19 protein-coding genes are annotated in these 20,953 nt (G+C 67.1%); 10 read left to right on the forward strand and 9 right to left on the reverse strand.

The genetic code is table 11. The annotated features are described in order from the left end of the window. Nucleotides 1-50 precede the first annotated feature (50 nt). Together ACFSZT_RS09995 and ACFSZT_RS10000 are read right to left on the reverse strand one after the other, a co-directional pair. Nucleotides 51-1,967, reverse strand: a complete 1,917-nt coding sequence (locus tag ACFSZT_RS09995; protein WP_377389204.1) for a replication-relaxation family protein — start codon at nucleotides 1,965-1,967, stop codon at nucleotides 51-53. A gap of 540 nt (nucleotides 1,968-2,507) precedes the next feature. Then, complete coding sequence (locus ACFSZT_RS10000) at nucleotides 2,508-3,980, reverse strand: helix-turn-helix transcriptional regulator (RefSeq protein WP_377389190.1); 1,473 nt, start codon at nucleotides 3,978-3,980, stop codon at nucleotides 2,508-2,510. Nucleotides 3,981-4,139: 159 nt separating this feature from the next. Here ACFSZT_RS10000 and ACFSZT_RS10005 point away from each other — a divergent pair, with 159 nt between their 5' ends. The 8 genes from ACFSZT_RS10005 (at nucleotide 4,140) to ACFSZT_RS10040 (ending at nucleotide 11,408) form a co-directional block, all read left to right on the forward strand. Next, a complete protein-coding gene (locus ACFSZT_RS10005) occupies nucleotides 4,140-4,787 on the forward strand; it encodes a bifunctional DNA primase/polymerase (protein WP_377389187.1) in 648 nt (215 codons plus the stop codon). A gap of 86 nt (nucleotides 4,788-4,873) precedes the next feature. After that, nucleotides 4,874-5,425, forward strand: coding sequence for a DUF4254 domain-containing protein (locus tag ACFSZT_RS10010; protein WP_377389184.1), 552 nt, complete (start codon nucleotides 4,874-4,876; stop codon nucleotides 5,423-5,425). Next, nucleotides 5,422-7,305 carry a hypothetical protein gene (locus ACFSZT_RS10015; RefSeq protein ID WP_377389181.1) on the forward strand — a complete coding sequence of 628 codons (1,884 nt, stop codon included), beginning with the start codon at nucleotides 5,422-5,424 and terminating at the stop codon, nucleotides 7,303-7,305. The genes ACFSZT_RS10010 and ACFSZT_RS10015 overlap by 4 nt, the downstream gene beginning before the upstream one ends. After that, a complete protein-coding gene (locus ACFSZT_RS10020; protein ID WP_377389179.1) occupies nucleotides 7,302-7,859 on the forward strand; it encodes a phosphoribosyltransferase in 558 nt (185 codons plus the stop codon). Before ACFSZT_RS10015 ends, ACFSZT_RS10020 begins: the two co-directional genes overlap by 4 nt. A 20-nt stretch (nucleotides 7,860-7,879) precedes the next feature. Continuing rightward, entirely contained in the window at nucleotides 7,880-8,923 is a 1,044-nt protein-coding gene (locus ACFSZT_RS10025) for a glycosyltransferase family 9 protein (protein WP_377389176.1), read from the forward strand. Between the two features lie 6 nt (nucleotides 8,924-8,929). After that, nucleotides 8,930-10,066, forward strand: coding sequence for a hypothetical protein (locus tag ACFSZT_RS10030; RefSeq protein WP_377389174.1), 1,137 nt, complete (start codon nucleotides 8,930-8,932; stop codon nucleotides 10,064-10,066). A 2-nt stretch (nucleotides 10,067-10,068) separates the two neighbouring features. Next, nucleotides 10,069-10,815, forward strand: coding sequence for an SDR family NAD(P)-dependent oxidoreductase (locus tag ACFSZT_RS10035; RefSeq protein ID WP_377389171.1), 747 nt, complete (start codon nucleotides 10,069-10,071; stop codon nucleotides 10,813-10,815). Further along, nucleotides 10,812-11,408, forward strand: a complete 597-nt coding sequence (locus ACFSZT_RS10040; protein ID WP_377389169.1) for a histidine phosphatase family protein — start codon at nucleotides 10,812-10,814, stop codon at nucleotides 11,406-11,408. The genes ACFSZT_RS10035 and ACFSZT_RS10040 overlap by 4 nt, the downstream gene beginning before the upstream one ends. Here the strand turns inward: ACFSZT_RS10040 and ACFSZT_RS10045 are convergent. Beyond that, entirely contained in the window at nucleotides 11,345-11,755 is a 411-nt protein-coding gene (locus ACFSZT_RS10045) for a hypothetical protein (RefSeq protein ID WP_377389167.1), read from the reverse strand. The two genes, ACFSZT_RS10040 and ACFSZT_RS10045, sit on opposite strands and share 64 nt — an antisense overlap. Between ACFSZT_RS10045 and ACFSZT_RS10050 the strand changes: the two genes are divergently transcribed. Continuing rightward, entirely contained in the window at nucleotides 11,745-12,173 is a 429-nt protein-coding gene (locus ACFSZT_RS10050; RefSeq protein ID WP_377389165.1) for a hypothetical protein, read from the forward strand. The genes ACFSZT_RS10045 and ACFSZT_RS10050 overlap by 11 nt on opposite strands. 7 nt (nucleotides 12,174-12,180) lie before the next feature. Here the strand turns inward: ACFSZT_RS10050 and ACFSZT_RS10055 are convergent, their stop codons facing one another. Beyond that, a complete protein-coding gene (locus ACFSZT_RS10055) occupies nucleotides 12,181-12,657 on the reverse strand; it encodes an NUDIX domain-containing protein (RefSeq protein WP_377389162.1) in 477 nt (158 codons plus the stop codon). Between the two features lie 381 nt (nucleotides 12,658-13,038). Between ACFSZT_RS10055 and ACFSZT_RS10060 the strand changes: the two genes are divergently transcribed. Next, a complete protein-coding gene (locus ACFSZT_RS10060; RefSeq protein WP_377478390.1) occupies nucleotides 13,039-13,437 on the forward strand; it encodes a very short patch repair endonuclease in 399 nt (132 codons plus the stop codon). A 327-nt stretch (nucleotides 13,438-13,764) separates the two neighbouring features. On the opposite strand, the gene ACFSZT_RS10065 is transcribed toward ACFSZT_RS10060, so the two are convergent. The 5 genes from ACFSZT_RS10065 to ACFSZT_RS10085 all read right to left on the reverse strand — a co-directional run bounded on the left by ACFSZT_RS10065 (nucleotide 13,765) and on the right by ACFSZT_RS10085 (nucleotide 20,949). Further along, entirely contained in the window at nucleotides 13,765-15,054 is a 1,290-nt protein-coding gene (locus ACFSZT_RS10065) for a DNA cytosine methyltransferase (RefSeq protein ID WP_377389156.1), read from the reverse strand. 65 nt (nucleotides 15,055-15,119) lie between these two features. Beyond that, the gene (locus ACFSZT_RS10070; RefSeq protein ID WP_377389153.1) at nucleotides 15,120-15,719 is read right to left on the reverse strand and encodes a hypothetical protein; all 600 of its coding nucleotides are present in this window, start codon (nucleotides 15,717-15,719) and stop codon (nucleotides 15,120-15,122) included. Between the two features lie 4 nt (nucleotides 15,720-15,723). Further along, nucleotides 15,724-17,394, reverse strand: coding sequence for a DEAD/DEAH box helicase family protein (locus ACFSZT_RS10075; protein ID WP_377389150.1), 1,671 nt, complete (start codon nucleotides 17,392-17,394; stop codon nucleotides 15,724-15,726). Then, the gene (locus ACFSZT_RS10080) at nucleotides 17,391-19,718 is read right to left on the reverse strand and encodes an ATP-binding protein (RefSeq protein WP_377389148.1); all 2,328 of its coding nucleotides are present in this window, start codon (nucleotides 19,716-19,718) and stop codon (nucleotides 17,391-17,393) included. The genes ACFSZT_RS10075 and ACFSZT_RS10080 overlap by 4 nt, the downstream gene beginning before the upstream one ends. Nucleotides 19,719-20,265: 547 nt before the next feature. Further along, nucleotides 20,266-20,949 (reverse strand): DUF2637 domain-containing protein, encoded by a 684-nt coding sequence (locus ACFSZT_RS10085; protein ID WP_377389145.1) that lies wholly within the window; start codon nucleotides 20,947-20,949, stop codon nucleotides 20,266-20,268. Nucleotides 20,950-20,953: the final 4 nt, after the last annotated feature.

The following is a 20,953-nucleotide window of genomic DNA, read 5'->3' on the forward strand; positions in this document are numbered from 1 at the left end:
CTCGATGGCGGGAGGTCGCGGGCGGCTGTCGGGCGGTCACTGGGCAACCGTCAATCAGCAGGACCCGCCGACTCTCTGGTCACCAGCACCCCGGAACCCTCCACACAGGAGGTTTCGTGGTGGGGTGATGGCCGCGCCGCTACGCGCGATTCAAGAACCGGCTGGGGGCGTGAACTGCTCCAACCATTTGTGCCGCTTCGAGTCCCCGACTGCCGTAGCACCCGTCGGGGCCAGCGATCACCGGTTGACTGAACCCTCCCACTGTCCACCCGAGACACTCGGCGAGACCGCCGCCGGGACCGCGACACTTGGTGCGAGATTGGGTGTCTCGCTGGTCTCGCTTGTGGTCTCGGTGTTTCGTCTCGACCTGTCTCGGCGTTCCGGTGTGGTCTCGCCAGGTATGGGACCACGGTGGACAGCTCGACGTACAACGGGTCCAGATTTCCTTGCTGCGCAGGGACGACGGGCCGAAGCCACGCGGGCAGGCGCGCCCGTCGTCGGTGTCGTTCGCACGGGGTCACGTCATCGTCGGTCACCTCCTCCTCAAGGCAAGCGAAAGCGTGTGGGAACCCTTGCGGGCAGAGGGATTCAGGCGGCCCAGCGTGTCCGCCGGGGCGCAGCGCGTCCGGCCGCGCCGGGGCTCGGTACACGTCGTCATCGTCCGCGTCGTCGTAGAGCGCCACGTCATCGAGGTCGTCATCGTCGACTGCATAGCCCGCCGGGTCGGCCGGTTCGGGCTGGGCCGTGTTGATCCAGCGCAACATCTCCGGGTCCATGCGGTCGAATGCGGCCTCGTTGAGCGGCTGATCGGTGTTCGAGGCGCTGTGTTCGACGGACGGGCCACGTTGGGGCAACTCCGCCAATCTGTACCGGCGCGGCACATTGTCGCCACCCTGCGGCGTCCACGGGCCCCAGACCGGCCCTGCCGGGCCATCGACGTGGCCGAAGGCGTTGCGGTCGCGGACCGCGGTGGCGATCACGAAACCAAGGTCGGAGCCAGCGAGGACGCGGCGCAGCGCCGCCCGCAGGGCGATCTCCCGCCGGGCTGAGTGCACCGAGAACAGCAGAACGCCGAAGGCGTCGGTCGGGAAGGCGCCGTAGTCGTCGAGCTTGGCCGTGACCTTCGCCAGGGACTCGGTGCCGGTGTCGTGTTCGAGGAAGAACCGCACCACACGTCCCGACTCTTCCCAGCAGCCATACCCGTCCGGGCGCAGCCGGGTCTCCCGGCCACCGCCCAGGTACTTCCAGAAGAACTCGGTGCAGCGCTTCTCCGACCACCACTGCGTCAGGCCGCTCACCTCACCCTCGCGGCCCGTCTCGCGCAGCCGGGCGGGGTTGCGGTGGGCGGCCAGGGCACAGAAGAAGTCGTTCACGCCGAGCTGGTGATCGAGCTTCGGCCACAGCGCGAGTCGTTCCAGGCTCTCGGTGTACGCCTTCGGCGCGGGCGGTTTCTCCGCGCGCTGCGCCGCGATCAGCCGCGCGCCGAGGTAGCCCAGCGCGTAGCGCGTCTGGCTCGTCCCGCCACGCAGATAGGACTCGCGGAACGCGAACACCACGCCGAGCTCCCGCAGGTGCCGCAGCCGGTCCTGCGCGCGCCGCACCGACAGGAACTCGATCGCGGCGATCTGGTTCGTGGTCAGCACCTTGTGCTCGGCCAGCAACGCCAGCAGGCGTCGATCCCGATCGACAAGACGGAACCACAGGCCCGCGTCGGGTTCCCCGGCCCGCCGGCCGCCGCGCCCCGCGCGCCCCCGATGTGCGGATGGGTGAGGATCACTCCTCAGTCGGCCATCCGTCCGCTCCCGCCGATACCACCGCTGACCAGCGGGTTGAGTACCAGTGGCCTCGGCGTTTTGGTCGGCGGATTCAGAACGCCGAGGCCGCGCTGACCCAGACGCGGAACGAGACGCCAACCCATCCGCACCCACCACGCCACGGCCACCAGCACGGTCAGCACCGTCCACCATGATCACCACCACCTTCCGGCCGGAGCAGCCGAGAGATCCCCGGCACCCCTGAACTCCGGATTTCGGCCCCAAAATCCTGGCCCGTGACCCAAGCGTGACCAAAAACCGGTGGATTGTGACCGTGGAGTGATCTCGCCGTGACCGGCGCGTTGCGATCGGTGATCTCGCCGCTTTCGGCGGGTGGTGACCATGATCGACCGTCCCTTCCAGTGTGCCAGGAAACCCCTGCACTACTGAAGGCCGATTTTTGGGCCGATTTTGGACACCACTACGGTCTGCTGAGACCAGGCCGTTACTTCTCAAGTCCGCCCACCGCCGCGCGGGCCGCAACGAGCACCGGAACGCCGTGCGCGGCCATCGCGCATGACGCGCCCCGGATGTCTACGGTTGGATCTCCAGATTGTCGGGCGGCCCGCTCGACCCGCTCACAGGGCAACTGACCTGCGCGAACAGCGCACCATGCACGGCCAGTCGGCAGGCCAGCCATAGGTGGCCTGCTCACTGGCCGAACGGTGGCTGACCGACTGGCCCACTAACCGTTCAGTCGAGCAGGACCTTGCGATTGCTCCAGGCAAGGTGCAACGCCGCCGATGCGCCGGGAGAGAGGCGCTTGGACTCGCGGAGCCACGTCAGGGTGTTCTCCTCGAAGGGAAAGGCTCGCGCGGGCATGGAGCCCTCCGAGTTCGTCTCAACCGCGTTGGCGAACAGCGCGTCGTAGGTGTCCGGGGCGATGACCGCGACGGTGAGGATGTCGCCGGCAAGAGTGAGCGCGTCGAGAGTGACGCCGAGGCAGAACAGGCGGATGTGACCGTCGCGCAGTGCCTCGTCCATCGTGGTGAACGGTTCCAGCTTGTCGTATCGGATCGGCTTACCGGAGCCGTCGTACTCGTCATGGCCCAGCAGTTCTTCGGCGTACTCGCGCTGGATGTTGCGCCAGATCGAGAAGTCGGCCGCGACGGCGGCGGGGATGACGGAGGAGGGCTGGAAGATGCCCGCGGGCAGCAGGTGTGCCATCCCGCCACCGCCTGAGACGCGGGCGGAGTCACGCTGGTGAAGGACGACGCTGGGACTGTCGCCGCCCCTGATGGTCAGGGTGCCGATCGCTCCCATGAGCGGTCGGCGGCCGAGGTCGAACGGGTCTGCGATCAGCTTGCGGAATGTCAGCCGCCGCATGGAGGCACGCGGCATGACAGTTTCCCGGTCGCCGTCGATGGCGAGGTGGTGTGCGGCGAATTCGTGGGCAAGCGCCTCGTTGGTGTCGACCGCGTCGAAGAAACACATCTGCCCGAAGTGCATGCCCGGCTGCGTCCAGTCGAGTCCGAGCAGGCGGAAGCACAGCCGGTTCTCGAACAGGCGTGGTGCGGCGAGGTCGCGGATGGCGTCGTGGTAGCTGCGGTACCGGGCGTCGATGGTGGCCAGCGGGCGAACCAGGGCGCTCTCGGGTTCTTCTCCGGTGATCGTGGGCTCGGCGACCACGGAGTCCAGCGTCAGCGCGATCTCGTGCAACGGGACGGGCTCGGCAGGTATCCAGCTGGGCGCGCTGATGACGCCTGTGTTCTTCAGTCCTGGCACCCGATGGTCGCGGTACAGCGCCTCGGCGAGCACCGCGAGATCGCGGCGGTGCCTGCCCAAGGCCGACCGGACCTGGCGCCACTCCTCCTGGTCGCGCTCGACATGCGGCTCGGCGGTCGCGGGCGCGGTGGCGAACGTGAGCGGCGCGGGAAGAGGCTCGGTCTGGTCTTGCTCGGGGCGGACAGAGCGCGGCCTGCGGAAACCGAGTTCGTCGCCCGCGCAACCGAAGAACTCGGCGAGCAGTCGGCGATAGAAGGGCTGTGGCCACACGACTTCGCCGCGTTCCCATCGGCCGATGGTCTTGCGTGTGATTTGCGGGTGCTTGCCGTACCGGGCGGCGAGGTTCGTCAACTCGTCAGCCAGGTCCTGCTGGGACAGCCCGCCCCGCTCGCGCAGGGCGATCAGCACGGTGTTCGGTACGCGGGGCTCATCGGGTGGCACAGGATCAACGGTAGGGCGTGCCACACCCGCAGATCAGGAATGTCCCCCCAATGTCCCCGATCTGGCCCAACTGTGGGCACTCGCTGTGGTCGTGTTCGTCCCTGCTGCCTGGTGAACTCGTAGACGCAGTTATACCACGTCAGTCGGAGGCGACTACCAGTGAGTGATCGTATTGACGCCGCTCGGCGACCGACGAGCGCACCCCTGGTACCGGGGATTCCGGGACTGGCCTGGGCCGACACGCGTGCCGCCGCCGTCGACCTGGCGCAGCACGGCTGGCCCGTGCTGCCGGGAACCTACCAACTTGCCGAACACGGGGCCTGGCTGGGCAGGCGCGGCGCGGCAGGGCTGGAACCGGTCGCTCCGCTCTGGCAACTGGCCACGACGACCAACCCGGACGTGGCGATGGAGTGGTGGACACGGCGGCCGTACTCCGTGCTGCTGGCGTGCGGAGCCGGGGTCGACGGGATTGAGGTACCCGCCGCCCACGGGCAACGCGCGCAGGCGCAGCTCTCGCCGGCCCGGCGTGGTCCGGTCGCCGTCACGCCCTTCGGTTCGTGGTTGTTCTTCGTGCGCAGCGACGACGAACCGCTGCGGCCCGAGCTGGCCGCGAACGGACATGCGCAGTTGCACGCGAGCGGGGCGTGGTTGCCCATCCCTCCAACGGCGCGTGGCGGCTTGCCGTATCGCTGGCAGGTGTCCCCGTCCACCGTCGGCTGGGCGCTGCCCGCCTCGGGCGAGGTTCAGCGAGTGCTCATCGCGTCGCTGACCCGTCGAACCGGCGGCGCACGACCCAGCCTCGCATGAGTAAGCCGCGCCTGCGCCGAGGATGCCCCGACCGCCCTCGGCGCAGGCGCCCCATGCCCACATCGACCGAAGGGGAGGTACCGATCATGGCTGACCGCAGTGAACAGGCCACACAGCACGTGGCGCGTGTGCGGGAGATCCTGCCGCGATCCGCGTCGATCATCGAGGCGTTCCGCGACACCAGCAGCAGAGACCATCCCGGCCAGCTCGTCCTCGACACGGCGAACGAGCTGGCGGCCCAACACGAGCAGCAGTGGCAGGCCGAGGATGTCAGCCGCGCTTCCGGCGCGTCCGCCGACGCCATCGCCGAAAGTAAGCGGCTCATCGACGACCTCAACGCCCGACGGGTCGCCCTGGTGGAACGGATCGACGAGTGGGTGTCGACCCAGGTCCACAGCCGCGCGGACGCCTCCCTGCACACCGAGACCCTCGGTTCGGTTGTCGACCGGCTAGCGATCGCGTGGGTCCGCGCGAACAGCCTGATCAACTCGGGCGGCGCCCGCGAACGAGCCCGCTTGGCTCTGCGGCAGCTCGCCGAGCTGGCCGACGCCTACGACGACCTGATTCGTGATGTCGCCACCGGCCACCGACGGCTCCCGGCATGGCGGCCCCTGAAGACCTACCGGAGCGCATCGTGACCGCAGAGACGCACCAACACCTGTCGGTGTCGCTCAACGGCGTCGACAACGTCGGCAAGACCACGCAACTCGCCTGGCTCCAGCGTGGAGTGCCCGACGCCCACCTCGTAGGCACTGTGGACGCCTGGGACTCCCGATGGCGCGAGGTCGCTGCCGGCGACTTCGCCCACTGGTGGTTCGTCGGCTCCACCACGGCCGAGCACGTCGGGCTGATGCTGGGCAGCCACGTCGCCCGCCGCGACGCGAGCGGACCGCTGGCCCTGGAAGACCGCGGCTTACCCATGCTCCGGGCGACCTGCGCCGCCACCGCCGCGCTCAAGGACGGACTGTCCCCGACAAAGGCGCTCCGGCTGGTGGACCGCCTCGCGGCCGATCTCCCGGCCGCCGCACCTCGGCGCGAAGTCCACGTGCTGTTACGTCGGTCCGGTGACCCCGCGCGGGAAGCGGCCGAGGCGCTGCGGCACGAGCCGAGACCGGCCAACGAACGGTACGCCGCCTATCAGCGCACGCTCGCGGAGGTCGTGTCCGTCCAGGTTGAACGCGGGGACTACCACGCGGTACTCGACCTCGGCGACGCCCCGATCCTGGACGTCCAGCGAACGCTCCGGAGCAACCTGGCTGACGCGGGTGTCACCGTTGAACGGCTGCCGAAGGACGTGCTGGACCGGCTCTGGGTGCTGGGCGGCATGTCCGAGAGCGGCAAAAGCACGGTCGGCGAACTGTTGCGCGACGAGCACGGCGTGACCAGGTTGAAGATCGGCTACCTGGTGGAAGTCGCCGCCATGCGGGCTGGGGTCGCCGACCCGTACGAGCGCTGGTCGGAGCGGGAGCAGGCGGAGCGGCTTACCGAGGAAATCCTGAGGTTCGCCGAGACGACCAAGGCACCCACGGTCAGCCTGGAAAGCGCGCACCGTTTCGAGGCGACCGCGCACCTGAAGCGGGTTTGGGGTGAGCGCTGCCAGGTCGTGTACGTCGATGCGGATACGACCGTCCGGGCGAGTCGCGCGGCGGAGAGCGAGTCCCGGTTGCGTGCCCGCGACGCAACCAAGCGCGAACGCGGAGCGGACCGGATCGCCGAGATCGCCGATCACCTCATCGACAACTCCGGGTCGCTGGGCGCGCTCAAGCTCGCCGTCAGCCGAATCGCGTCGACCGTGGACCTGCCCAGGGTGACGCTCCACGCGAGTGGGCCGATGACCCAGAGCGGGTGGTTGGGCCAGGCAGTCGACCACGTGTGCGACGAGCAGGTCGCGCTCGTACTCGCAACCGGCAGCACGGGGACCACGAGCTGGCTGGACGGGTGGAGCGATCTTGACCTGCTCGTGGTTCGTGACACCGCGCCCGCCGCGTGGCTAAGGGACGTTGCGGGTACCCTTCCCGCGCTCGACGGGATCAAGGTCGGCCTCAGCGTCTTCACCACCGCCGACATCGACGCGCTGCGGGTACCACCGCGCGTCGTGCAGTCGCTGCGCCGCGCCGCCCAGGGGTTCGGCGTGCTCTACCGGCGAGCGGGCCATCTGCTGCCGGTGCCGGCCGCCGCACACGGCGATCGCACCAGCCGGAGCGAGCTGGGACTCGTGCTGATGACCACCCGCCGCCTGCTCGCCGCCGATCAGCCGGACGTGCGCGCCGTGCACAAGCACCTGGTGCTGCTCACCAAGATCGTGCTGCGCGCCGACGGACACGACCTCCATGACGCCGATGACGTGCTCACCGCGTTCCGCGAGTTTCACCCCGCCGCTGAATGCGCACCGCCTGAGCTGTCCGACCTCATCCGTCGCCCCAGTGATCCGGTCCTGCGTGAGCAACTCGTCGACGCGACGGACCGACTGTTGACCTACCTCGACCGACTCGACCACATCGTGAGGATCAGCGAATGACCACCGTTCCCGAAGACCTCGCCTACCAGGCCCGGCGCATCCGCCGTCTCGGCGTGCCCCCGCAGACTCGGGATGTCCGGATCGTCCACGAGCTGGACGGCATCCTCGACCAGGTCCACCCGGCGACGTTGCTACGGACCGGTGGCGCGCTGTGGGACGCATGGTCGCGCCACCCGGAGTTCACGGCCCCGGACCTCCTGCTCGGACTGGACGCGGGCGGCATCCTGCCCACCGTCGCCCTCGCACTGGCCAGCGACCTGCCGTACCGCCTGGCCTGGAAGCTCGACCTCGACCTGCCCGACAAGCGGCGCTTCACCGAACCCCATGCCCGCCGCACCGAGGTCTTCACCTACGGCGACCTCGCGGGAACCCGCGTGCTGATCGTCGATGACGAGATCACCACCGGGAACACGCTGGCCAACCTGATCACGGTGCTCCGCGAGTCAGCCGTGGAGGTGACCGGCATCGCGTGCTTGATCGAGGACACCGCCGGCAACGCCCGTCCGCTGCTGGAATCGCTAGGAGTACCGCTGTGCACCCTCACGCGACTGTGAGCCCGTGGACGATCGAGCCGGTGACGCTGCTACGCGGCGGGCCGGTCATCGTCCCCCGTCAGCACGCACCCCTGGCCCGCGCGCTGCCCTTCCGGCGCGCGGCCGGGGAACTCCCGTCCTACACCAGTGGCGCGGACATGATCGGCGAACGCGGCTGGTCGGTGGTCCTCGGCGACCGGGGCCTCGGTGATGTTCTGCTTGCACTCGGACTCGTTCAGGCCCTCGCCGACGGGACCGGGCGCGACGCCGAACTCCGCTACGAGGGGCCTCGTCCACGCCTGATGCAACGCTGCCGGCTGCCGTTAAGCACAAGCCACACCGAAGGCCCGCACACCGTGAGCACCAGGCACGGCAAGGGATTCACCTTCCACGCGATCCCCGAGCGGCCCCAGGCGTGGCTGGACATTCTGGACGACGAACTCGTGGAGGTCCACGCCGCTCTGCCGATGCGGTACTACCTCGCCGCCGAACAAGCTCTCGGCGTCCGCCTCCCCGCCGACCGCGCGCCGATTCCGACGTTCATGTCGACGGAGCGGGCACGACCGTTCCACGTCGTGTTCGTCTCGGCGACCAGTTGGCCAAGCCGGAAGGACTACGGTGCAAGCGGTTTCGCCCGCATCGCGGCTGTCCTCGCCCAGCGCTTCCCGGCACCGTGGACGTTCACCTTCGTCACCAGTAGCGACGCCGAGCCGACGACGTTCGAGGGCACGGAGGTTCTGGCCGGGCTGGATGCGGTGGACTGCCTGGACGTGTTCGCCTCAGCCGAGGTCGTGATCGGTAATGACACGGGCCTGACCCATCTGGCCGCGCTCACCGAACGCCCGGACGGAACCGGCCCGCACGTCATGGGGCTCTACGGTCGCCACGCCCACACCAAGTGGACCACCGGGACCGTACGTCACCACGCCATCGCCACCACGTTCTCCCAGATGCTGGCCCTCGCCGACCGCTGCCCGGTGCGCGACCACCTGGACGACGCGCTGTGGTCAGGGGCGGCGAGCCTTGCCGACCTTCCGGCGGAGGTTATCGCCGAGTTCGCAAGCGACCTCGCCGGTTGGTGGTGACTGCTCATGCTGAGGATCGCCAACCACCGACGCTTCACGGCCAACCACACCTGGCACGTCGACTGGGCCGGACATGCGCTGTTCGTCAAGGCCAACCCGAACCACGACGAGGCTGACGCCGAATGCGCAGGACATGCGCGCATCCGCGAGTTCTATCCCGTACCAGGGCTGCGTGGCGTGCGACGGGTCGTCCGCTGGACTGTGCTCGCCTACGACCGGTGGCCGCACCTCGGCCCCGATCACGGCCTGCTGCTCGACGAGATCACCCACGCCGACCTCACGGGCGACATGGTGCGCCTCGACACCTGCCTGACCGCGGTGTTCCGCCACTACCAGCACGTCATCGGCAGCACCCTTCGCCCCACGACCAACGGGGAGACGATCAGCAAGCTCTACGGCGACCGCGCCGCTCCCGATGGCCGCCTCGACCAGTACTACAGACCCAACGCACCGTGGCCGATCACCAATGACACGCGGAGAGTCCGCCCACAGGATCTGGCAGACGTGCGGCTGGTCGTCAACGGCCGCGAGCACGCCGTTGACTTCGCCGAGCTGATGACCAGGCTGCGGGTCCACTTCGCCCGCCACAGCCCGGTCTGGGCCGCCATCACACAGGGCGATCCCACCGACATCAACATCGGGTGGTCGCCCGCAGGTGGACCGGTGTGGTTCGACTCCGACACTGGAGGACTCAACGCGCTGCCCGGCGAGTTCGCCTGTTTCCTGCTCTACCAACGCCTCCACGGCGCATGGCTCACACCGCACTACAACCGGGCCGCGTTCGACGATCACCCCTCAGCGCTCACCCCGTCGAGCCTCGCCGAGCCCGTTGTCCAAGTCGAATACACCGGCTCATCGCTGGTGATCGACTATCGACACACGCCCAGCCGAGCTCGCCGACATGTCCTGCGCCGCTACCTCGACGAGATCATCCGGCCCGTCGTCCGCCATCTCGGCATCGAAGACCTGATGGCGTGGATGCGCCCGTACCTGGTGATGCGGCTGCTGGCCGTCTACCACCTCGCCGACCTCGAACCGCGCGACGCTGCGCTGTCGCTGGCACTGCTCGCCCAGGCACTGGACCCTGACATCACCCTGCCGGACTTCCTCGCCCTCACACCATCAGATGCGGAGGTCAACTGATCGTGGCCCGTCCCGTCGCCATCGTCACCGGAGCCGGTTCCGGTATCGGCGCGGCCATCGCCGCGCGCCTCGCCGACCGTTACGACCTCATCCTCACCCACCTCCACGACGACTCGGATCTGCACAACGTGCTGGCCACCGTTGAACAACGCGGCGCTGTCGCAGCGGTGATCACGGGCGATCTCACCGACCCGATGACGATCGACACACTCGCACACGAAGTCGAGCACGCCGCCGACCGGCTGGACGTCCTCGTGTCCAACGCCGGCGCCTATCCGCGCATCCCCTGGACCAGCCTTGACCTGGACACCTTCCGGGAGCAGATCGAGGTCAACCTGATCACGCACGCGGCGTGCGCCCAGCTCGTCACGCCGCCCCTCACAATGCGCGGCCACGGTCGCATCATCACCGTGTCCTCGGTGCTCACCCAACTCGGCCGCGTCGACCTCGCCGCCTACATCGCGGCCAAGAGCGGCCTGGAAGGACTCGTCCGCGCCCTGGCCCGAGAACTCGGACCACACGGCATCACGGTCAACTGCGTCCGCGCGGGCTCCATCGAAGTACCCGCCGAACACGCCGTCGTCCCCGACCACGACGCGATGCTCACCCGGCAACTCGACAGACAGTGCGTCAAACGCCGTGGACATCCCGACGACATCGCCGCCGCCGTCGACTTCCTCGCCTCCCCCGACGCGGGGTTCATCACCGGCCAGTGCCTCACCATCGACGGGGGCTGGTGCATGACATGACCCCCGCCGCGCTCTGGATGCGCCACGGCACCTGCGACGACGGGCACTGCCGCCCCGGCGCTCACGCCCGCCCCGGCAGCCCACTCACCATCGCAGGCACCGTCGAAGCCGAACTGACCGCGCGCGAGCTGCACAACCATCGCTGGCAACCGGCACTCATCACATCCAGCCCACTGCGCCGCGCTCGCCAGACCGCCGCCATCGTCGCCCGCGTATCGGACAGCCGACTTGCCGAACCGATCAGCGCGTTCGCCGAATGGCGCGCCCCGCACTGCGTGCTGGGCCTCGCCCCCAACCAGTACCCACCCGACTACATCACCTGGCGGCAAACGCGCGCCGACAACCCGGACAGCGCCCTGCCCGGAGGCGAAAGCCTCCGGGCGTTCGCCGAACGCGCACTCGAAGCCGCGACCATCGCCGGCGACCTCGCCACCCAACACGGCCCAGTGCTGATCGTGTCGCACCGGCTGCTCATCGGCGCCGTCGCCGCCCTGCACCACGGCTACCGCCACCCCGCCGACATCTTCGGCTACGCCAGCGACTTCCGCCTTGCCCCCGCCCAGCTGTGGGCACCACCGAGGGAGACCACGTGATCAACGATCAAGCCGAGGACCGGATCTTGCCGCACGAATCCGACCACGAGCGAACCGTCCGCCCCCGCCTCGCCGACCTGCTGGCCGACACCCCCATCCCACCCGAGGAACTGGTCGACAACCTGGCCCTCTACCTGCGCAGGCAGCCGCTGACCCACCTGCTCTCCCTGGACGCGCTCTACCGGATGATCCTCGACGTGCCGGGCGTGATCATGGAGTTCGGCGTGCACCGCGGACGCCACCTCGCCGCCCTCGCCGCGCTGCGCGGCGTGTACGAGCCGTACAACCCGCACCGCCGGATCATCGGCTTCGACACCTTCACCGGCTTCCCCCGACGTGACCGACATCGACACCACGAGCCCCAGCGCCGTCGCAGGCCGGTTCTCGCTCACCGACGGCTACCCACACCACCTGCGCGACGTGCTCGACGCACACGAGCAGGGCGAACACCTCGGCCACATCCAGCGCACCCTGATCGTCCAGGGCGACGTGCGCGAAACCCTCCCGCGCTACCTGACGGACAACCCGCACACCGTCATCGCCCTGGCCTACTTCGACCTCGACCTCTACGAGCCCACCCGCGACACCATCGACGCCGTCCGGTCGTACCTCACCAAGGGCAGCGTGCTCGCCTTCGACGAACTCGCCCACGCCAAGTGGCCAGGTGAAATCGCAGCCCTGCGCGACACCCTCGGCACCGATCACGGCACGCTGCGCACGCTGCCCGGCCGCGCCACCCCGACGTATCTGCGGTGGAGTACGTAGTCGCAGCTCAGGCGGCTGCGCCCGCCTCGACCAGCAGAGCCTCCCGGTTAGCCAGGATGAACTCCTTCAACGCGGTCGGCTTCAAGTCGATCGACGCGAGATCTTCTCCCCGAAGGTCAACTCGGTCCAGGTCGTACCCGCCGCGCGACGGGTCGCTGAACTCCGGGCCGCTCCGGGCGGACTCGTCCAGGTCGGCCAGCCGCGCCACAAAGAAGTGCTGCACAGCGACGCCACTGTCCGACGGCGAGCTGAACAGGAACACCTGCGAGGCATCCGTGGCCTTCGCGCCCAGTTCCTCCGCCAGCTCCCGGTACAGCGCCGCCTCCACCGAGGCGTCGGTGTCCTCGACACCGCCACCGGGCGCGGTCCAGTACGGCGCCTGCCCCGGCTTGGTCCGCTTGATCAACACCAACCGGCCGAGCTCGTCAATCAAGATCGCCCGTGCTGCACGCCGCCCCACCGCCACCGTCAACTGATCCGTCACGTCACAAGCTTACGGTCGCCACTAGGAATGGTGGTGCCCCGGCTAACCCTGTGGTTTCCCTGGTGCCCGATCGAGTCTTCCCGACCCGTGCGCTGTCTGGGAGGCGCGGCACGTGACCGTCGAATCGGCAGTGGCATCCCCGGCGCAGCCTCGCGGCGAGGGTGCCCAGGATGACGCGTAGCCTTCGTTGCGTTGCCAGAGGACCAGCGGCGAGGGAGGGATTAATACCCTGATGGCGCGGACCAGGTTGCTTGAACGGGCCACGGCTGAAGCTGGCGGACTTGATCGGCGTCGCGTGGGCGACCCAGGCCATACGGAGTGTCAGGCACGGCGATGAACATACAACGGCCCCAACGGGTCGATCCGGTGGTCAGCAACCGGATGAGTCGTGTCCGCGGTCGCGACACCAAGCCGGAACTCGCCATACGGTCCGAACTTCATCGGCGGGGCCTGCGGTTCCGGGTGCATCAGCGTCCCATCGAGTCCTTTCGTCGCACGGCCGACATCGTGTTTCGACCAGCCATGGTGGCCGTCATGATCGACGGGTGTTACTGGCACGGATGTCCCGACCACCATCGACCTTCGACGAAGAACTCGGTCTTCTGGCGGGAAAAGATCGCCTCCAATCTCAAGCGTGACCAGGAGACGAACGAGACCCTGAGCGCGGCGGGGTGGCTGGTTCTAAGGTTCTGGGAGCACGAGGACCCGAGAAGCGTTGCGGATCGAATTCAGGAGTTGGTCATCGCCCGGCGCGTGAGCCCTCGGCACAAGAGCCGATGATCTCTCTGGCGCGTACGATCTCCCATGCCTGCCGAAGATTCTCCTCGCGCGTGTCACGGGTGACCTCGCCAACGTACTTGACTGTGGTCCTCCCGTCGCATGAATAACGGAGGTTTGCATAGATCCGACGTCTTTTCGGCTGACGTTTCAGCTCGATCGACGCACGCACCTCTCGACCATCCGGTAGAATGACTAACCGGGCGTCGCGCCCACCAGCCGCACGGTCTTGTTCCAATGCCACGTCCCGGGCCGAGCGTGGCCCTTGTGAACTGTCCGGCTTCCACGCTCGCTCATCCGGAATCTCATGCCGCCAGAGCGGATGTGCCATCACTCCGCCCAATCGATGTCGAGATCGGGCCGTAGGGCTCGCGCGATCGCCTTGGCGAAGACCGTTCCGAGGTCGACCGGGACGGCATTGCCCAACTGGCGCATCTGTTCGCCGCGCGGCCCGGCGAATCGCCACGTGTCGGGGAAGGTCATCACCCTTGCGGCTTCGCGGACGGTCATGTAGCGGTGGGAGCCGTTGTCCTCCAGGAGGACGGTCTCACCACCGGGCACGCCATGCACGCCAGCCTTGACCGTTTTGGCTGGACGATCGAGGAGGTTCGGGGTGTGGCCTTTATAGATCCGCGCGCCAGGCCATCCGATGTGGTGGTGATAGCCCTTTCGCTCCTTGCCCACGATTGGCTTCGGCAGGTCGCCGATAGCGTCGCGCAACGTGACCCACGGCTGTTTCCCGTCGTCGGCAACTTCTCGTCGACGAGCACGCTCGATGAGTTCTTCGTTCGGCGCTAATCCCCGTTCCGCCCAATAGCTGCCATCGAGCTGACTAAGGAGCAGTGCCGCCTCGCTGTACTGCCTTCTAGGCTCCTTCCAGTCCACGGCGAGATCCTTGCGGAAGGCGACGATGATGACCCGTTGCCTGATTTGCGGTACGCCGTAGTCGGCGGCGTTTACAGGTATCGGTAGGACCTCATAACGTTGCGACAGGTCGCTACCGTCCTTCTTGAGCGCCCGACGGAGACGCGCGTCGTGTTTGAACCAGGGCTCGTCCTCTTTGCGCTCCTCAAAGGGGGCGCGTAGTTCGTTGAGGATGTACTCGAAGTAGGGCGCGAACGACGGCCTCAGCAATCCGCGAACGTTTTCACACAGGACCGCCTTGGGGCGGGTTTCCCGGACGACCGCGAACAGCTCCGGAAACATGTTCCGCTCGTCCTCGTGGCCCTTCGCGACACCACCCAGACTGAAGGGCTGGCAGGGCGGGCCGCCGGCCACGACGTCGACCTTCTCGACAAGTCCCTTGAATACGTCCTCCTTGATGGCCGCGCGGATGTCCTTCTCGATCAGCGGCCACGGCGAGTTCAGTGCCTCCGGAACCGGGTCTCCCGCCTTCCAGTCCTTAGCCCCGTTGAGCCGAAGCGTCTCGCAAGCGCGCTTGGCGACCTCGTTGGTCAGCAGATGACGAAATCCGGCGCGATGCATTCCCTGAGCGAGGCCGCCGCCGCCGGCGAACAGCTCGATGCTGGTCCCCACCTCGCGGTGCACCTGACTCGCGCTGATGGGCACCGTGTCGTCCGAGGCTTTGACGTCGAACAGGGTGTCGGTTGGCTGAGGCACCGGCTGACTGTACCGCGGAGAGTTGATCATGTCGTGGAGGCGCGCCGAACGGCCGTGGGCTGCATTCACAGTTCGATGTGCTCCACCTGGAGCTTGCAACGACGGGCGATGCGTCGATGCAGGGCCTTCATGTCGGCCGATACCGGCTTCTCGAAGGTCTCCGTCACGGCGAGTACCCAGGAGCGATGGTCGTCCGACTCGACGGCCTCAAGAGCGGCCCACAGGAGGTGTTTGAAGTTGTCCGAGTTACCCCAGGTAACGATGCGGGGTTCGGCTTCCTCGTGCTTGGGGGGATGGACCACCATCCGCATCGGTTTCTCGGTGATGGAATCCGGGTCAGGGACCCACTCGGGAAGTGTGAGTCGGACGATCTTCTCGGCGAGTCGCCGTCGCTCCGCGGCGGGATCGTGGTCCTCGCCGAGGAGCCGAGCGTGAGATCCGTGACCGATCTTGGCGCGGGGCCATTCCTTGACCGGTCCGTCCTTGATCCAGTGCCGCGGGTCATCATTGAAGTTCGCGATGACGCCTCCGATCTCTGGATCGTTGACCCAGAGATCGTATTGTCGGGTCCTCTCGCGCGGGCTCAGTTCGTCCCAGTCAATCGCGCGCATGTCGGCGTAGATGCGGCGGATGACACGGTCGCGCACGTCCTTGGGTAGTGCCATGGGGTCAGTTCACGCTCGCTGATACGTCGGGGAATTGCAGGCGGACCTCGTCGGCGGAGGTCTCCAGGTCAGCGGCATCACGAATCCACTGATCGAGGAGGGAGCCCGCCGAGGCATCGGTGAATTCGATCTTGTTTCCCCTGGCGAGGGGCAGGTTGAGCGTTTCGGTATCACCGACGTCGAGGGACCGCCGCAAGCGCAGTGCGGCGGCGACACGACGGATGTCGGAGACGAAGTCGAGAGCCAGCAACGACTCCTTACCGTCACGCAGGCGCAGGCCGCGACCAAGCTGTTGAACGAAGATCCGGCGGCTGTGCGTGACGCGCAGGAAGGCGATGATGTTGACATCGGGCACATCGACTCCCTCGTTGAACACGTCCACGGTCGTCAGAATCGGGACACGCCCCAACCTGAAGGAGTTCAACAGGATCTGCCGATGTTGTTTGGGGACCCCGCTGTGCAGTGCCGCGGCTCGCGCCCAGACGGGATCGGAGGCGGCGAGGAGTTCCGCCATACGTTCGGCGTGTTCGATCGTCTGGCAGAAGATGATGCCGCGGGGTTCGTGCACTCCCCGCCATGCCTCGCGCAGGTGATCGATGATGATCTCGTCTCGCTGGGGCAAGAACAGCTTGCTGTTCAGCTCCCGGATCGTGTGGCCCTGCTTGCTGGCCGCCGCCACGAAGTCCCAGTCGAGATTGTCGACGAATAGCCGGTAGTCGACCTTGACCAGATGGCCTTCCCGCATGCCCTCCTCGATGCCCATCGTGAAGCTGGCGGCGCCGAAGTGTTCCTCGATGTCGAACTTGTCGCCCCTCCACGGCGTCGCGGTGACACCGAACTGCAGTGCTCCCTCACAGGCTTCGAGCAGCATCTGGTACATGCCAGCGGCGCCGACGTGATGGGTCTCGTCAACCATGATCAGGTTCGGCTTGTAACCATTGGTGACCAGCCCGAGCGCGGAGTCGACGGTCGCGCAGGTCACTCCGTCGAACGAGACGGGCTTCCGCTCACCGGTGAGGACCTGCGTGGGGACCGTCTTGGGTAGGTGCCGCCACAAGGATCGTTCGAGTTGTTCAACGAGTTCGCGCATGTGCGCGACGACGAGGACCCGGTCGTGTGGATGCTCGTCGAGGTGCTGGCGGATGACCTCTCCACCGACGACGGTCTTGCCGAGCCCGGTGGCGAGCACCAACAGTGCGCGTTGGCGCTGCGCGAGATCTTCCCTCAGTCGTGCGATAGCGCGCTCTTGATACTTCCTGGGCCGTAGTCGTGATGGCACATCGGTCGACATCCGCTCGCCGATCGTGGCCAAGGTCTTACCGTTCCATACGTCGATCTTGATCCCGACCTCGTCGAGGACCTTGCGTCGACTCTCCGCGCTCCGGCCGAGCGTGCCGTTCGTGGCGAGGACGCACTTGTCGGCCTCGTAGCGGGTCTTGGCGCGCTCGCAATCGTCGATGCCGGCACGATCAATGGTGCCCCGGCTCGTCCATTTGGACTGGACGACCCACTGCTGACCGTTCCGAACCGCCAGCAGGTCAGCTCCTCCGTCATCACGGCCATCCACCACTCGCACGTCAGCGAAGCCGAGGTGCCACAGCGCCCGTTCCAGGGCGTGGGTCAGGCCCCTCGGACCGTCGGCCAAGAGCTTTCGGGACTCCAGGAAATTGGTCATCGCTCCGGCGCCAGTTCGTCGAGTAGGAGCTGCATGCTCAACCGCGTGCGCTTGAGACGCAGTTCGCCGGGGTCGTACTGCTGGGCGAGAGCGGCGACATCGGCCAGCAGCGAGGTGACTTGGGAGACGGATTGCCGCTTGCCGGCGGCGGAGGTGACCCCGTTGTAGGGAGACCGGAAGACCTTGCCATCGAGGAACATCTCCGGCATCTCCTCGACCAGCCGCACGAGGAACAGGCTGGGGGCGTAGCGCACGAACGGTGCCTCATCCATAGGCCCTGAGCCCCGGCTACCACTGGCGATCATGGCGTTCTCGGTGGCCACGAGTTCGTCATCGGTGAGGTACTGGAACGCTCGCTCTGGTTCGTCCTCGAGCTCGGCCGCCATGCGGTTCCGAACCTCACCGAGAAGGTCTTCAGCCTGCGTCTTGATCGTCCGCACGTCGATCGCGGTGTCTTGCATCGACTTTTCCTTGACCATCGAAATGATCTCGGATACTGACAAATCGGAACCAGCCCTGGCTCGTAGCAGTCCAGCCAGCTCGGTGACGATGGCGTCCTCGTAGGACCATCCGAAACGCACGAAGAGCGCGTGGCGTCGATTTACGAAGGCCGTCGCGGACCCTCCCGAGCCGGGAACGACCCGGGCTGCGGTCTCCTTGCCATTGGCGTCCAGCAACCGCTGGTCCAAGGAAAGCGCCTCGACCTTCATGAACCCAAGGTCGGGATGCCCGAGGTCGCCAGCGAGTTCGGCGATGGGCCTGCCTTCTTCCTTGTACCGCGCGATGCGCTGTTGGTCAGTCTCCGGCTTCGGCGCGGGTGGCTCGGCAGGGGGCGCCGGTGCCGCGCCGGTGGCCTCCGAGCGATCGTTTGGCTGATCCAACCCGAGCGCGTCGTCCACCGCCGTCTCGTCGACCGACCCACCTTCGGCGGGGTCAGGCTTCGGGCGCGTAGCCTCGGCCTTGCGCCTCTCGTGTTCGAGTACCTGCTCCCACCACTTCTCATCCGTCTGGTATTCGGCGATCCCCTTGTGGAACTCCTGCCCCCACCGCCAGGCGGTCGAGTGGACCGCCTTCTGGCCGTCCCCAGGAATCAGGTAGCGCTTCCCTGGGTCGTTCCGCCGAAAGCCGCGATGGAGCCGAGCGAGGGGACTGTTGTTCGGCTCGTGCCAGCCAAGGTCCTTGGCCTTCTCCGGCAACATGGGGCCTCGCCCGCGGAGATACTCGATCGCTCGTCGCCACTGCGGGTCCGATTTGTCGAAAGTGTCCTTCTTGTAGTCGACCCGTACGTGATCGAGGTGGATCTCACCGACGATCCGCCCGCCCTGGCCGAGTTCGATCGGGTACTCCCTGATGACACGGGAGGTCGGGTCGTTGATGTCAGTCCACTGGAAGATGTCCTTGTAGTTGGTGAGGATCTTGCGGCCATTGCGAAGGAAATCGATGCCGAACTCATCGTTGTCGAGGTAACGCTGAATTCCGACCCATCCATGCATTCGCCGCTCGCGCGGTTTGAGGTGTTCGGACTTCCCACAGTTCTCGCACTCATCAAGACCCTGCTGCTGCCAGTGCCCACAATCCATACAGGCGTCGGCCAGCGAGTAGGGCTCGTCGATCTCGATGACCGCGGGGATCTGCTCCGCCCGCGAACCACTGCCGTAGGTGACGCTTCTGTTCTTGCCCCACACGCAGTGACGCCGGGGCTTGACCTCGACGCCAGCGACCCACAACTCGAAGGGGCGATGTTCCAACAACCATCCGTAGACCTTGCCGAATTGAGCACGCAGGGCCTTTCCATTCCGGGCGAGCCAGTCAAGACGCGCGGGATCGAGCCTGCTGATTTCGATCTTGGTGCCGTGCTCCGAGGGATCGTTCTTGGGCTCGACGATGTCCGGTGCCTCGAAGTCGTCCCCGATCTCGTCCAGGTCGATCTCTACGCCGATCCACTGCGGATCGCCCGCTCGCGTCGTCAACACGCGGGTCTTCCGTCCGAGTCGCGCCGTGCTCACGTTGAACCCCATGCCGAACAGTCCCAGCTTGTCGAACTGGTTGTTGCTCGACCAGCCGGCACGGACGGCATCCGCGAGGCGTTCCCTCGTCATCCCCCGGCCGCTGTCGCGGACGACGATCTCAGCGTCCGCTGGTCGGGCGTTGGACTTCGGGAGCGTCACGCTGACCTTCATGCCTCCGGCCCACCGGATATCAGAGGCGATGATCCCGTTGAAGTCGTCGAAGGCATTGTCGATCAACTCCGCCAGACACTTCCACTCCTCGATCTCGATCTCACCGAGCATGCGGAGAATCCGCGCGGAGGGTGTGATCTGCACCTTGGACGACTCCCTCGAACGTGTGGGTTACGGGCGTGACCCGATCAAGCCACCTGATCTTAGCGACCGGCCCCGACAAGATGAGCCACACCGTGCCCACCAGGAGTAACAGACGTAGGGCCTCCTGTCCGGGCTACCCTCGGAACTAACCCGAATGTCGTACTCGCCCGCACATCGTCGCGCCCCGTTGAGCCTCATCGGTGAGACACGGTCAGCCTTACCGACGTGCTCAGCGAAGATGGCGGCCAAGCCCAGTGGGCGGCTCGACACGCCCACCACCAGCGGCTCCAGCTCGCGAGCCAACGTCAGCCGCAGCCAGAAGCCGCAACCCATCCCACCCGGGCAACCCAGAGGCGACCCGACGCAGTAGTGTCACCTGCCACTTGAGGTTCGCTGGCCGCGATCGCCATTCCGTGATCATGGATCGTACAAGCCCGACCAGCTCAACTCAGCATGGCGTGTAGCCCCGTGGACCTCTCCACCACCCCCATGTTCGTGGCGAAGAACCGAGAAAGCCCATTCGATCTGTGCCGGTCGTTCGCCACGGCTATTCTGACTGCGGATGGCTGAGGACTCGCTCCCCGTCTGTCGCCACCTGCGCAGGACCTTGCGGCCGTAGTTGTTCGTGCCCGCGATCCCGATCCAGGTCTGCGCCGGTCGGCGTGCGGCCCTTGGCCCGCTCGGTTATATAGTAGGCCCACATCCGCTTCTCGGCGGTCGGCTCCGTCGGCTGAGCCTCGTCCGAGACCACCGCGAGACGCACCACCGACCCGGTCTCGTCGCCGATCTTGCCTGTCTCGGCGGTCTCGGTGCTGGTCTCGCTCGTGGTCTCGGCGCGGTGCCGCTTGAGCGCGCGGTTGGGCAACTCGACCGCCAGCAGCAGTGCCAGCGGTGGGCACGCCGCCACCGCCACGGCGAACACGCTCAGCTCCGGGGCCGCCGCCACGTTCGCGCACAGCGACAGCACGATGCCGAACACGAAGGACAACCAGGCCGCCCACCGGCCACCGGCGCGGCGGCCGTGGCCGGTAGTCTTCCACAACTCGACCGTGGCCGTGGTCAGGATGCCGTCCACGATCAACGGCCAGATCGCCGCCGTGGCCTCGTCGGCACCGAACCGCAAGGCGAACTCGCGGCCGTGCCGGTAGGAGGCGTACGCCGCGCCGAGCGCGACCAGCGCCGTACACGCGCACTGGACCCACAGCGCACGGTCCCTCCGAGGGGTTGCCATGGTG

The sequence above is a fragment of the Prauserella oleivorans genome (assembly GCF_042685745.1).
Classification (GTDB): domain Bacteria; phylum Actinomycetota; class Actinomycetes; order Mycobacteriales; family Pseudonocardiaceae; genus Prauserella_A; species Prauserella_A oleivorans.

Excerpts from the sequence above, each read along its gene's own strand:
- ACFSZT_RS10010 (WP_377389184.1), top strand. The coding sequence starts at position 4,874 with ATGGCTGACCGCAGTGAACAGGCCACACAGCACGTGGCGCGTGTGCGG.
- ACFSZT_RS10075 (WP_377389150.1), bottom strand. The coding sequence starts at position 17,394 with ATGACCAATTTCCTGGAGTCCCGAAAGCTCTTGGCCGACGGTCCGAGG.
- ACFSZT_RS10060 (WP_377478390.1), top strand. The coding sequence starts at position 13,039 with ATGAGTCGTGTCCGCGGTCGCGACACCAAGCCGGAACTCGCCATACGG.
- ACFSZT_RS10070 (WP_377389153.1), bottom strand. The coding sequence starts at position 15,719 with ATGGCACTACCCAAGGACGTGCGCGACCGTGTCATCCGCCGCATCTAC.
- ACFSZT_RS10040 (WP_377389169.1), top strand. The coding sequence starts at position 10,812 with ATGACCCCCGCCGCGCTCTGGATGCGCCACGGCACCTGCGACGACGGG.
- ACFSZT_RS09995 (WP_377389204.1), bottom strand. The coding sequence starts at position 1,967 with ATGGTGGACGGTGCTGACCGTGCTGGTGGCCGTGGCGTGGTGGGTGCG.
- ACFSZT_RS10045 (WP_377389167.1), bottom strand. The coding sequence starts at position 11,755 with ATGTCGGTCACGTCGGGGGAAGCCGGTGAAGGTGTCGAAGCCGATGAT.
- ACFSZT_RS10020 (WP_377389179.1), top strand. The coding sequence starts at position 7,302 with ATGACCACCGTTCCCGAAGACCTCGCCTACCAGGCCCGGCGCATCCGC.
- ACFSZT_RS10085 (WP_377389145.1), bottom strand. The coding sequence starts at position 20,949 with ATGGCAACCCCTCGGAGGGACCGTGCGCTGTGGGTCCAGTGCGCGTGT.
- ACFSZT_RS10030 (WP_377389174.1), top strand. The coding sequence starts at position 8,930 with ATGCTGAGGATCGCCAACCACCGACGCTTCACGGCCAACCACACCTGG.